Genomic DNA, 13,001 nt, shown 5'->3' on the forward strand with positions numbered 1-13,001 from the left:
GCGCCGGCGGCGAGCAGGAACTTCACCACCACGTCGTCCCGGTCGGCCTGGCTGGCCTGGTCCATACCGGGGGCGAAATGCAGGGCGTAGAACAGCACCGCGGGAATGATCCCGGCCGCCCCGTTGGTCGGGGCGGTGACCACCCGGCCGCCGGAGGCGTTCTCTTCATTCACCGCCAGCGCCACCAAGTTAACCCACTCCTGCCAATACCGGGGGTCGAAGCGGACCGCGTCCCAGTCCCCGTCCTGCTCCTCGTCCCGGATATCGGCGGTTTCCTTCTTCAGCCGTTCGTACCAGTCAGGGGCGCGGCGGCGGACCTTCAACCCGCCCGGCAACACCCCTTCACGCTTCAGCGAGGTGGCCACACAGTTCTCCATCACCGACCAGATATGCAGCAGCCCCGCCCGGATCTGCTCCTCGGTGCGGGAGGCTTTCTCGTTCACGAGCATCACGTCGGCGATGCCCAGCCCGGTCACCGCGCAGTGCTCCAGCAGTTCCGCGGCGGTCCGGAACGGCAGCGGCAGTTCCTGTTTGGACGCGTCCAGTTCCTGCTGCGCCGCGTCCTCCTCACCCTCCCGGACGATGAACCCGCCACCGACCGAGAAGAACGTCGCCGCATGCACCACCGCATCCGCGGCGTCCGTGACGGTGAACGTCATCCCGTTCGTGTGCCGCGGCAACACCGTCAACGGCCGCAACACCATGTCCTTCACCCCATACGGCAACGGCACCGCACCGGCCAGGTTCAGCGTCCCGGTCTCCGCGATCGAGGCCAGCCGCTCCTCCACCTCCTCAGGCAAAATCAGCTCCGGATGGAACCCCTCCAACCCCAACAGCACAGCGGTCATCGTCCCGTGCCCGTGCCCCGTCGCGGCCAACGACCCAAACAAATCCACCCGCAACCCCGCCACCCCAGCCAGCACCCCGGAAGCCTTCAGCTCCTCCGCAAAAACGGCAGCAGCCCGCATCGGCCCCACAGTATGCGAACTGGAGGGCCCAATACCGATCGAAAACAGGTCAAAAACGCCAACAGCCATTATGGGTATTCCTTACTAACAACTCTGGTTCGGCCGGTGGTGGCCGGGTTTGGGTGCGCCTGGCCGAATTCCTCCGCGGGCTCGGTCGCGAAGACGCCCGCTGAGCGGACGTGACGCGGGGCATGGCTTGGGTGCGCCTGGCCGAATTCCTCCGCGGGCTCGGTCGCGAAGACGCCCGCTGAGCGGACGTGACGCTCCCTTAGACGCCCGCCTCCGGAATCCGCCCAGTCGCCAACGCCCGTCACCAAAGCGACAGGGCAAGCATGCAACGCCCACGGGAGGTGTCTGGACTGGAGCAGGAAACACGCCGTCTTCACCCACTTCCTGTACGAGCTGACGATGTCTGCGCACAATCGCAACGTCCGCGCGAGGGGCCGGCGGAGCCGGACTTTTCGAAAGCGTGCGTCAAAGCGACGAAGGAGCAGCACGCGTGAAAATGTCCGGTCCGCCAGTCCCGAAGCCAGCCACGGAGCAGCAGCCTATGGTTCGCGTTTGTAGAACGGGAGGTGGACGACTTCGAACGGTTCGGCCTTGCCGCGGAGGTCGATGTCCAGGGCCGTGCCGGGTGCCGAGTGTTCGACGTCGACGTAGGCCATGGCGATGGGGTAACCCAGGGTGGGCGACGGCTGGCCGGAGGTGACTTCGCCGACGGTGGTGCCCTCCTTGAGGACGGGGTAGTGCGCGCGGCCGGCGCGGCGGCCCTGGCCTTTGAGCCCCACGAGGCGGCGGCCGGAAGTGCTGCCGGCGCCGGCTTCCTTCATGGCTGCCAGGGCGGCTTTGCCCACGAAGTCGCCTTCGTTGGAGAGGGCGACGACGGCGCCCAGGCCGGCGGCGAACGGGTCGCCCTGCAGCGACAGTTCGTTGCCGTACAGGGGCATTCCTGCTTCAAGGCGGAGGGAGTCGCGGGAGGCGAGGCCTGCCGGGATCAGTTCCCCGTCGTCAGCGATGGCGATCAGGGCCTGCCACAGCGCCGGGGCGTCGTGGTTGTCCACGAAGATCTCGAACCCGTCTTCACCGGTGTATCCGGTGCGCGCAAGCAGCAGCTCCTTGCCGGCGCCACCTACCAGGAGCGGAACGGCAGCCGCGGCGTAGTACTTCAGCTCCGTCACCACGGAATGTTGCGCGGCCGGAACCAGGCGCAGCAGGAGTTCCTGGGCTTTGGGACCCTGGACGGCGATCAGGGAAGTGCGGGCCGAGGCATCATCCACCACCACATTGAACCCGGCGGCCCGTTCCTGCAGGGCTGCGGCGACCACGGCGGCGTTGCCCGCGTTGGGGACCACCAGGAAGACGTCGGTGCCATCCGACGCGGCAGGGCGGCGGTAAGTGATGAGGTCGTCGATGATGCCGCCGTCCTCGTTGCAGATCAGCGAGTACTTGGCCTTGCCCACGGCCATGGCAGAGATCTTGCCCACCAGGGCGTAGTCCAGGAAGGCGGCGGCATCCGGGCCGGTCACCCAGACTTCGCCCATGTGGGAGAGGTCGAACAGGCCGGCGGCGTTGCGGACGGCGTGGTGTTCGGCCAGCTCCGAACTGTACTTGAGCGGCATCTGCCACCCGCCGAAGTCCGTGAAGGACGCGCCGAGCTTTTTGTGCTCGTCGTAAAGCGCGGTGTAGTTCTCAGTCATGGTGCCGGTCCTTAGTTTTCGAAGTCTTCCAGCGGCGGGCAGGAGCAGATCAGGTTGCGGTCGCCGGCGGCGCCGTCGATCCTGCCCACGGGCGGGAAGTACTTGTCCTGCTTGTGGTGGGCAGGGAAGGCCGCCTGCTCCCGCGGGTACGCGCGGTCCCAGTCAGAGCTGACGACGGCGGCCGCCGTGTGGGGTGCGCGGCGCAAGGGTGAGTCCGCCACGGCAAAGTCGCCGTTGGCCACCTGGTCGATTTCTTTTCGGATGCTGATCATGGCCTCGATGAAGCGGTCGATCTCCGCCAGGTCCTCCGACTCGGTGGGCTCCACCATCAGGGTGCCCGCCACCGGGAACGAAAGGGTGGGGGCGTGGAAGCCGAAGTCGATGAGGCGCTTGGCAACATCCTCAGCCGTCACCCCGGTCCGGGCGGTGAGTTCGCGCAGGTCCAGGATGCACTCGTGGGCCACCAATCCGCCCTCGCCCGTGTACAGAACCGGGAAGTATTCGTTCAGGCGGGAGGCGACGTAGTTCGCTGCCAGCAGCGCGGACTTGGTGGCCTCGGTCAGGCCCTCACCGCCCATGAGCTTCACGTAGGCCCAGGAAATCGGCAGCACGCCCGCCGAGCCGAACCGGGACGCGGAAATCGCAACCCCATGCCCGTCCTCGTGCGCAGCCTTGTTCGCATCACCCGGCATAAACGGCGCGAGGTGTGCCTTGGCGGCAACAGGACCGACGCCGGGTCCGCCGCCGCCGTGCGGGATGCAGAAGGTCTTGTGCAGGTTCAGGTGCGACACGTCGCCGCCGAACTGGCCCGGCTGCGCAAGCCCCACCAGGGCGTTCAGGTTGGCGCCGTCGATGTAGACCTGTCCTCCGGCGGCATGCACGGCATCGCAGACCTCACGGACGTCCCCGTCATACACCCCATGCGTGGACGGGTAAGTGATCATGATGCAGGACAGGACATCCTTGTGGGCCTCGATCTTGGCCGTGAGGTCATCGTGGTCAATAGTGCCGTCAGAAGCTGTGGCCACGACAACGACCTTCATCCCGGCGAGCACGGCGGAGGCGGCGTTGGTGCCGTGGGCTGATGCGGGAATCAGGCAGACGTTGCGCTGCTGGTCGCCGCGGGAGTGGTGGTAACCGCGGATCGCCAGCAGGCCCGCCAGCTCGCCCTGGGAACCGGCGTTGGGCTGGATGGACACCTGGTCGTACCCGGTGATCTCGGCAAGATCGGTTTCCAGCCCGGAAATCAGTTCACGCCAGCCTTCGGTCTGGGAGTCAGGGGCGAACGGGTGGATGGAGGCGAACTCGGGCCAGGAGATGGCCTCCATCTCCGCGGTGGCGTTCAGCTTCATGGTGCACGAGCCCAGCGGGATCATGGTGCGGTCCAGCGCCAAGTCCCGGTCCGAGAGCTTGCGGATGTAGCGCAGCAGCTGGGTTTCGGAGCGGTGCGTGTTGAACACCGGGTGCTGCAGGAAGTCGGAGGAACGCTCGACGGCGGCCTCCAGCCCGAAGCCCTGGTCCTCACCCTGGCCGTCCGCAACCTTGGCGCCAAAGACATCGGCCACCTGGGCGACGATGGCCGGCGTCGTGGTTTCATCGAGGGCGATGCCGACGGTATCGGCGTCGACGCTGCGCAGGTTGATGCCCCGCGCCTCGGCGTCGGCAATGATGCCGGCAGACCGTCCGGGCACCCGGACGGTCAGGGTATCGAAGAAGCTTTTGTACAGGACGTCGACGCCGGCAGTGGCAAGCGAGGCCGCCAGGGCACGGGCGTGGCCATGCGCCGTTTCGGCGATCGCCTTCAGCCCGTCGGGGCCGTGATAAACCGCGTACATGGAGGCGACGATGGCCAAGAGCGCCTGGGCGGTGCAGATGTTGGACGTGGCCTTCTCGCGGCGGATGTGCTGTTCGCGGGTCTGCAGGGCCAGGCGGTAGGCGGGAACGCCGGCGTCGTCCTTGGACACGCCCACCAGGCGGCCGGGAAGCGAGCGCTCCAGGCCCTTGCGGACGGCCATGTAGGCAGCGTGCGGGCCGCCGAAGAACAGCGGAACACCAAAGCGTTGGGCTGAGCCGACCGCGATGTCCGCGCCCTGCTCACCCGGAGGGGTAATGAGCGTAAGGGCCAGCAGGTCCGCGGCCACGGTCACCAGCGCGCCGCGCTCCTTTGCTGCGGCGATCACGCCGGACTGGTCCCAGACCCGGCCCGAAGCGCCGGGCTGCTGCAGCACCACACCGTTGATGTCACCGTCGGGCAGGCCCTTGGAGAGATCGGCCACCTCCACCTCGAAGCCGAGCGCCTCCGCGCGGCCCTTGACAATGGCGATGGTCTGCGGGAGCACGTCGATGTCCAGGACGGTCTTGCCGTCGGCCGCGGGCTTGGCCTTGTTGGCGCGGCGCATCAGCAGCACGGCCTCAGCCACGGCGGTTGCTTCATCGAGCAGCGACGCGTTGGCAATAGGCAGCCCCACGAGGTCCTGCACCATGGTCTGGAAGTTCAGCAGCGCCTCAAGCCGGCCCTGGGAAATCTCCGGCTGGTACGGGGTGTAGGCGGTGTACCAGGCCGGGGACTCCAGGATGTTGCGGCGGATCACCGGCGGAGTCACGGTATCGGAGTAGCCCTGCCCGATCAGCTGCACGGCCGTCTTGTTCTTTGCGGCAAGCTTCCGCAGTTCGGTGAGGACTTCAACCTCACTGAGCGCGTCCTGCAGGCGAAGCGCGGTGTCTTGGCGGATGACCTTGGGAACGGCGGTATCAACCAGGGAGTCGACCGAGTCGTAGCCTACGGCTTTGAGCATGGTGTCGACGTCGGCCTGGCGGCGCGCGCCGATATGGCGGTCTACGAAAGTGGTGGAGGCTGGGGTAACCGACACGAAGGAACTCCATTTACTCAGGCGGCGAAGGGTACGCCACAGCTATTCGGGTCCCTCCCCGCTCTGTATTGGACCTGAGAGTTTCCGCGTTGCCTGCCTGGGCAGGACCCGCTTGCACCGTCGGTGAGCACAACAGTCCCTGCACTCCCAAAGGGTGGTGGACTGCCTGCTGCTTTCCAGAGGTGCCTCGCCGCGGCGGTACAGGGGCCTGCGAGATTCCTGGGGAGGATTTGCTCCAACGGCGCCTGCCTGTACTTCCGGCAGAACTCTCCCGCCGCAGATCAAAGGCTATTCATTTGTCGAACCATAAGGGCCGGTGACAGCCCTCACAACTCTCTATTGTCCTACGCCGCAGCCCCTCCCGGCAAATGACCCGAACTACCTCCGGAGCCGCTCCAAAGCGGCCAGGAGTTCCTCCACGTCGGCGGCCGCTCCCCCTGCCGGAGCGGGGGCAACGGACAGCATGGCGTTGAAGTACAGGCCGTCCCCCATGTAGAGGACCGCCTTGGCCAGGCCGGGCCCAACGTCGGCAGCGATCTCGTCCAACCAGCGCTGCTGGATGGCCGCGAACCGGCGCCTTGTCTCTTCATGGGCCACCTCTGCAAGCCGGGTGGCGGCCACGATGGCGCGGTCCAGCGGAGTATCGGCCCAGACGGAGGAACGGATGAAGTATGCCGCGGCGCCTTCAGCGGCAGCAGCCATCGCGTCGGCATCCTCCCGGGCGAGGCCCTCCAGCCGGTCAAGCAGCACGGCGATGAGCGCTTCCTTATTGGGAAAGTGGTAGAGGAGGCCGCCTTTGGACACCCCTGCCTTGCGGGCCACGGCATCGAGGGTGGCCGCGCGCTCCCCCACTTCGATCAGCAGGGACTCGAAGGCGTCCAGGACCGCGTCACGGGCAACAGGCTTTCGGGGCATGCCTTCCATCATGCCTGCCACCAGGCAGGAAAACGGAAATCCCTCCATTTCTAAACTGTACCGTCTGGACGGTACAGTTATTTCCATGACCACTTTCATCAAGAGTTCCGCGTCCGCGCAGGCGGCCGCTACCGCCCCGTGCTCCCCCTGGCGGGACTGGCTGGCGCTGGGGCTGCTGATGTTCCCGGTACTGCTGGTGGCGGTGGACAACACGGCGCTGACATTCGCGCTGCCCGCCATCGCAGGGGCCCTGGAACCCACCGGAGTGCAGCTCCTGTGGATCGTTGACGCCTACCCACTGGTACTCGCCGGGCTGCTGGTATCGATGGGAAGCCTGGGCGACCGGATTGGGCGGCGGAGGCTTCTGATCCTTGGCAGCATCGGCTTTGCCGGACTGTCCGTTGCCACCGCCTTTGCACCGGCGCCGGAGTGGCTCATCGCCGGCCGCGCCGCCCTGGGATTCTTCGGTGCCATGCTGATGCCTTCCACCCTGTCGCTGATCCGCAACATCTTCCCGGAGCCCAACCGCCGGAGGCTGGCCGTGGCCATCTGGGCTGCCGGATTCTCCGGCGGCGCGGCGCTGGGCCCAATCGTCGGCGGATGGCTGGTGGAGCACTTCTGGTGGGGCGCCGTATTCCTGGTGGCGGTCCCGCTCATGCTCCCCCTGCTGGCCTTTGGACCGGCCGTGATTCCCGAATCGAAGGATCCGGCGCCCGGCAAGGTGGATATCCCCAGCATCCTGCTCTCCATGCTGGTCATGGTGCCCGTTGTCTACGGAATCAAGGCAGTTGCCACGGAAGGCCCGGGGACAGTAGGCCTGGGGGCAATCGCCTTCGGCCTGGCGATGGGGACCGTGTTCGTGCGGCGGCAGCACCGGCTGAAGCACCCGCTGCTGGACATGTCCCTGTTCCGGAACAGGGTGTTCAGCATGGCCATCAGCGCCAACATCCTTGCCCTGTTCTCCTTCAACGGGTTCATCCTGTTCCTTGCCCAGCACCTCCAGCTCCTCGAAGGCATGACCCCGTCCGCGGCGGGCGTTGCCATGATCCCGGCACTGGCCGCCACGGTGGTGGCCGGACTGGTGGTGGTGCCGCTGGTCCGCAAGGTCCGTCCGGGCTACGTGGTGGCGGCGGGACTGGCCTTCAGCGCTGCGGGCTACACCATGGTGGCATTCGGGAACCATGACGGCGGGCCCTCGCTGCTGCTGGCGGCGCTCCTGGTCCTGGCACTGGGCGTGGGCACGGCCGAAACCATCTCCAACGACTTCATCCTCGGGTCCGCCCCGCCGGAGAAGTCAGGTGCTGCCGCAGCGATCTCGGAGACAGGCTACGAGGTGGGCTCGCTGCTGGGGACCGCGGTGCTGGGCTCCATCCTGACCGCGTCCTACCAGCAGAACCTGCGCCTGCCCGCGGGACTGGACGGCATACTGCCCGGATCCGCCCTGCACAATGCCCGTGAAACGCTCGCCGGCGCAATTGAAGCAGCAAACCTGGTGCCCGAATCACTGTCGGAAGCCGTCCGCGAAGCTGCGGCAGCAGCGTTTGATTCCGGCGTCCACATCACTGCGGCGATTGGGCTGGTACTGATGGCGACGGCGGCAGTCCTCGCCGCCGTCGTGCTGCGGAAAGTGCCGAAAGCGGCCTAGCAGCCGAGGGTGTGCTGTGCTGGCTGCACAAAGGCGCCCGGCGTCGAGGGAATACCTCGGCGCCGGGCGCCCTTTGAAATGGCAGCGGGCTGCGCGCCCGCCGATCCCGCTACTTGGAGTCGGCGGCGGTTACCTTGGCGGTGGGCTTCATGTTCTCGGCCTGCACCATCCACGCAAACTGCTCCAGCCGGGCAATGAACTCATGGAGGAGGTCCGCCGAGGTGGGATCCTCCTCATCCACCTCGTCATGGACTTTGCGCATGGTTCCCACCGCGGCCTCCATGGCGGCGACGATCCGCTCAATGGCATCCGTGGTGCTGATCAGCCCGTCAGGGAACTGGGCCAGGCTGGTGGTTTCGGCAACCGTTGAGCTGCGGCCGTCCGGGAGCGCGTGCAGGGCACGCATGCGCTCGGCAGTGTCGTCCGCGAACTGCCGGGCAGCGTCCACGATTTCATCAAGCTGCAGGTGAAGGTCGCGGAAGTTGGTGCCCACGATGTTCCAGTGCGCCTGCTTCCCCTGAACGTGGAGTTCGATCAGGTCCGCCAGGACAGCCTGCAGGTTGTTGGTCAGTGTCGGTGAAGCTTTCATGCATCCTCCTCAAGTGGTCCAATACGGCCGACGCTACCAGCCGCCCGCCATGCGGCGGCAGGGCCTGCGGCAATTTCTCAGTGAGCTTACTAATTCCAGGCAGGCAGTCATAAACGAATGTGATTCATATTGCGTCTTGCATCGCAGGGCGCGTGCCCCCATACTAAATGAACGCCATTCATATAGTGACCTCCGTCTCACAGCCTTCCAGAAAGTGGTGCCATGACAGAGATAATCCGCACCAGTACCGCCAAACCCGGCCCGCACGCCCACGCACCTTCCGCTGACGGCGTCAGTGCCAAGGGACTCAAGGGCGGGCAACTCGGGCTTCTTGCCGTCGTCGTCCTCGGTATTTCAACCATCGCCCCCGCCTATACCCTCACCAGCGCACTCGGACCCACCGTCAACGAAGCCGGGCTCCAGCTGCCAGTCATCTTCCTGATCGGGTTCATTCCCATGATCCTGGTCTCGCTCGCCTACCGGGAGCTCAACGCCGACTCCCCGGACAGCGGCACCACATTCACCTGGGTGACCAAAGCCTTCGGGCCCTGGATCGGCTGGATGGGCGGGTGGGGCCTGCTGGCCGCAAACATCATCGTGCTCTCCAACCTGGCCGGCGTCGCCGTCGACTTCTTCTACCTCTTCCTGTCCCAGCTCACCGGTTCCCCGGAACTCGCGGACCTGGCCGACAACAAAGCGTTGAACGTCCTCACCTGCTTCGTGTTCGTGGCGCTGGCCGTCTGGGTCAGCTACCGCGGCCTGCACACCACCAAGATGGTGCAGTACAGCCTGGTGGGCTTCCAGCTGCTGGTACTGGGCCTGTTCGTCGCCATGGCCTTCGCCAACTGGTCCACCTCCGACACGGCAATCCCGTTCAGCTGGGACTGGTTCGACGTCACCAAGATTGAGACGTTCGGCCAGATTGCGGCCGGCATCTCCCTGTCGATCTTTGTGTACTGGGGCTGGGACGTCTGCCTCACCGTCAACGAGGAAACGGCCAACGGCAAGAAGACCGCCGGGGTGGCCGGCACCCTGACCGCCGTCATCGTCCTGGCCATCTACCTGCTGGTCAGCATCGCCACCATGATGTTCGCCGGCGTCGGGGATACCGGCAACGGCCTGAACAACGCGGATAACCACGAGAACATCTTCACGGCCCTGGCCTCCCCCATCATGGGCCCCTTCGCCATCCTGATGTCCCTCGCCGTGCTCTCCAGCTCAGCGGCTTCCCTCCAGTCCACGTTCATGTCGCCGTCCCGCAGCCTGCTGGCCATGGCGCACTACGGAGCCCTGCCGGAACCGTTCAGCCGCATCAGCAGGAAGTTCGCCACCCCGGGCTTCGCCACCATCGCCGCCGGTGTAATGTCCGCAGGGTTCTACGCAGTGATGCACGTGGTCAGCGAAAACGTCCTGAATGACACCATCCTGGCCCTGGGCCTGATGATCTGCTTCTACTACGGCCTCACCGCACTGGCCTGCACCTGGTACTTCCGCCACAGCCTGTTCAACAGTATGCGCCACTTCATCCTGCGGCTGGTGTGCCCGGTGGTGGGCGGCGTGGGGCTGTTCGTGGTGTTCGCCCAGACCGCCGTTGACAGCCTGGCACCGGAGTTCGGCAGCGGTTCCGAGATCTTCGGCGTGGGACTGGTGTTCATCCTGGGCATCGGCATCCTGGCCCTGGGCGCCGTGGTCATGCTGGTCATGTCCCGCACGCACCCCGGCTTCTTCCGCGGCGAAACCTTAAAGCAGGACACCCCTGCGCTGGTGGTCCCGGAGTAGTCCGCCAACGCAAAAGGTGCCGTGCCCCAACAGGGGCACGGCATCTTTTTTGTTGACGACGACGGACCGCTCACCAGTAGTGCGCCACGTCGATCACCAGGCGGGAAGCCGGTCCGGGCCCGTCAAGGGTGAACACCCTGAACGGCAGCCGGGCACGGACGCCCAGGCCCATGGTGGTCTGGCCCTCGAAGCTTCCGGCCCAGACCACCTGGCGGAAAGTCTGGTAACCGGACACGTTGGAGAGCTCAGCCTTGTCTCCGGGGGTGTACGTGGGCTGTCCGTTAGTGTCATAGGCCCGGGCCTTGACCACGATCTGCAGCCGGGCGCCGCCCCGGGTGGGCACCACTGCTCCTGAGCCGTCCTGGATTACCTGCCCCACGTAGCGGACGCTGTAGCCGGGTGCGGGCATGCCGCCCAGGTCAACCACCAGCCGGTCAAAGCAGTAGTGCTGCCCGGTCCGGACGTTGGTCACGGGTGCCGCGCTCATGCCGCCGTCCGTTTTCATCAGCGAGCCCCATGTGAGGCCACAGTAGGGCGCCGCAGAGGCAGGCGCCGGGACCGCAATTCCCAGCCCTGCAGCCAACAAAATTGCTGCGAGCCAGGTAAGGAACTTCTTCATAGCAGTGCCATCCATGATTCAAAGCCATTGGATGCTTTCAGCGTAGGAGTGTTGGGTCTGGGAAACGAGTGAGCATTTTGATAACGACGGCGTCCCGGGACAAAGCAGCGCCGGCCACCTCGGGGAGGTGGCCGGCGCCGGGAAAGATTCAGGAAGAAAGTCAGCCTTCGCAGTCGCGGCAGTACTTCAGGCCGTCCTTTTCACGGGCAACCTGGGACCGGTGGCGGACCAGGAAGCACGACGAGCAGGTGAACTCATCGGACTGCTCCGGAACCACAATGACGGTCAGTTCCTCGTTGGACAGGTCGGCGCCGGGCAGGTCGATGCCTTCAGCAGTGTCGTTCTCGTCGACATCGATAACTGCGGTCTGCGCGTTGCCGCTCCGTGACGCCTGGAGGGCCTCGAGAGAGTCGGCGGGCGACTCTTCTTCCTGCTTGCGTGGAGCATCGTAATCGGTAGCCATAGCGTGTTCACTTTCGTTGCTGCACAGCGCCATTTCAGGCACCTCAGTGCAGCAGTTTAGGGCATTCTCCCGCTGCTGGCGCAATAGTGTGGCTAAGCAGACATCGTGCCGCTTCCGCCCGCTGTTCCGGCATGCTCGGACCGGGCCTGGTCCGCGCCTGCGGACACTCCGCTCAGAGCCGGCAGCCAGCCCCACCGGGTTGCGTCCGCCATGGCGCCGGCGGCCGCCGATTCGGAATCATACGTGAACGTATCCAGCAGCCAGTCACGGAGCCGGGTAAGCAGGTCATACATCATGCCCTGAAACCTACGCAGCGATTGTTGTGGCCACGTTTCACGGGGGTCTCCCCCTGATTAAGTCCACTGACGGCCGGACCTCCAACCGGGTTATCCCAGGTGGATTCTTCAGGCCGGCGGCGCCGTGCTGCTGCGCAGGACCAGTTCCGGCTGCACCACCAGCGTCCGTGGTCCGTCTGCGCCATCTAATGCCGTGAGCATCATCTGCATGCACCGCCGGCCCAGTTCTTCAAAGTCCTGCCGTACCACCGTCAGCGGCGGACTGAAGTAGCCGGCTTCGGGCTGGTCGTCGAAGCCCACCACGGACACGTCCTGCGGCACCCTGATGCCGGCCTCGGTCAGGGCGCGCAGCACCCCCAGGGCCATCTGGTCGTTGCCCACGAAGAGGGCGGTGGCGCGGCGCGTGGCCGCAATCCGCCGCCCGATTTCATAGCCGCTGCCGGCGCTCCAGTCACCCTCGATCATCAGGTCCGCATCGAGCCCGGCCGACGCCAGGGTGGACCGCCAGCCGTCGGCGCGGGCCACGGCATCAATCCAGTCCTGCGGCCCCGCGACATGGCCGATCCGGACGTGTCCCTGCCCTATCAGGTGCCACACCGCCAGCTCGGCTCCGCGGCGCTGGTCCACCCTGACGCCGCCAACTGCGTCATTCCCCTCCGGCCCCACGGCCACCACCGGCACGCCGATGGGAAGTTCGGCCAGCGCGGCCAGCGTCTGAAGGTGCGGAACGATCACCACGATGCCGTCCACCGACTGGTCCAGGAAGTGCCTGACGGCGTCCAGGATGGTGTCCCGGCTGACCTCCCGCAACGCAGCGACGCTGACGAAGTACCCTGCGTCCCGCGCAGCGCGTTCCACTCCCAGCAGCGTATTGGCGGGCCCGTACTGCGAAAGTTCGCTGCCCAGGACGCCGATGGTCTGCGAGCGCCGGGTGACCAGGCTCCGGGCGGCGGTGTTGCGGCGGTAGCCCAGCCGGGCAATGGCCGCTTCCACCTTTTCCCGTGTCCCGGCGCTCACGTTGGGGTGGCTGTTGACCACCCGTGACACGGTCTGGTGTGAGACCCCGGCCAGCTCCGCCACGTCTTCAAGCCTCGGCAGCCGTACCGGCTTGCCGGGCGTCACGAGGTTCTCGCCATTGGCGGGGGCCAGGAGCTCAGCCG

11 protein-coding genes and 1 riboswitch are annotated in these 13,001 nt (G+C 66.1%); of the genes, 2 read left to right on the plus strand and 9 right to left on the minus strand.

The features are described 5' to 3' along the window. The 4 genes from ACR65K_RS20145 to ACR65K_RS20160 all read right to left on the minus strand — a co-directional run. Positions 1-1,037: L-serine ammonia-lyase (locus ACR65K_RS20145; RefSeq protein ID WP_440154676.1), on the minus strand; the 1,037-nt coding region annotated here is incomplete at its 3' end. Positions 1,038-1,516: 479 nt separating this feature from the next. After that, entirely contained in the window at positions 1,517-2,665 is a 1,149-nt protein-coding gene (gene gcvT / locus ACR65K_RS20150) for a glycine cleavage system aminomethyltransferase GcvT (RefSeq protein ID WP_440154677.1), read from the minus strand. An 11-nt stretch (positions 2,666-2,676) separates the two neighbouring features. After that, positions 2,677-5,535, minus strand: coding sequence for an aminomethyl-transferring glycine dehydrogenase (gene gcvP, locus ACR65K_RS20155; protein ID WP_440154678.1), 2,859 nt, complete (start codon positions 5,533-5,535; stop codon positions 2,677-2,679). Positions 5,536-5,721: 186 nt separating this feature from the next. Continuing rightward, a riboswitch (glycine riboswitch) is annotated at positions 5,722-5,819 on the minus strand. Positions 5,820-5,913: 94 nt separating this feature from the next. Continuing rightward, a complete protein-coding gene (locus tag ACR65K_RS20160) occupies positions 5,914-6,450 on the minus strand; it encodes a TetR/AcrR family transcriptional regulator (protein ID WP_056332186.1) in 537 nt (178 codons plus the stop codon). Positions 6,451-6,535: 85 nt separating this feature from the next. Here ACR65K_RS20160 and ACR65K_RS20165 point away from each other — a divergent pair, with 85 nt between their 5' ends. Next, entirely contained in the window at positions 6,536-8,095 is a 1,560-nt protein-coding gene (locus ACR65K_RS20165) for an MFS transporter (protein WP_440154679.1), read from the plus strand. A 109-nt stretch (positions 8,096-8,204) separates the two neighbouring features. On the opposite strand, the gene ACR65K_RS20170 is transcribed toward ACR65K_RS20165, so the two are convergent. Then, complete coding sequence (locus tag ACR65K_RS20170) at positions 8,205-8,684, minus strand: Dps family protein (protein ID WP_043451386.1); 480 nt, start codon at positions 8,682-8,684, stop codon at positions 8,205-8,207. 222 nt (positions 8,685-8,906) lie between these two features. On the opposite strand from ACR65K_RS20170, the gene ACR65K_RS20175 reads away from it, so the two are divergent. Next, complete coding sequence (locus tag ACR65K_RS20175) at positions 8,907-10,463, plus strand: APC family permease (RefSeq protein WP_440154680.1); 1,557 nt, start codon at positions 8,907-8,909, stop codon at positions 10,461-10,463. Between the two features lie 70 nt (positions 10,464-10,533). Here the strand turns inward: ACR65K_RS20175 and ACR65K_RS20180 are convergent, their stop codons facing one another. The 4 genes from ACR65K_RS20180 to ACR65K_RS20195 form a co-directional block, all read right to left on the minus strand. Further along, complete coding sequence (locus tag ACR65K_RS20180; protein ID WP_056332150.1) at positions 10,534-11,082, minus strand: AMIN-like domain-containing (lipo)protein; 549 nt, start codon at positions 11,080-11,082, stop codon at positions 10,534-10,536. A 160-nt stretch (positions 11,083-11,242) separates the two neighbouring features. Beyond that, positions 11,243-11,545 (minus strand): DUF4193 domain-containing protein, encoded by a 303-nt coding sequence (locus ACR65K_RS20185; RefSeq protein ID WP_018762118.1) that lies wholly within the window; start codon positions 11,543-11,545, stop codon positions 11,243-11,245. 92 nt (positions 11,546-11,637) lie between these two features. Then, entirely contained in the window at positions 11,638-11,841 is a 204-nt protein-coding gene (locus ACR65K_RS20190) for a hypothetical protein (protein WP_056332152.1), read from the minus strand. A 108-nt stretch (positions 11,842-11,949) separates the two neighbouring features. After that, positions 11,950-12,963, minus strand: a complete 1,014-nt coding sequence (locus tag ACR65K_RS20195; RefSeq protein ID WP_440154681.1) for a LacI family DNA-binding transcriptional regulator — start codon at positions 12,961-12,963, stop codon at positions 11,950-11,952. Between the last annotated feature and the right edge of the window lie 38 nt (positions 12,964-13,001).

Source organism: Arthrobacter sp. SAFR-179 (genome assembly GCF_059414945.1).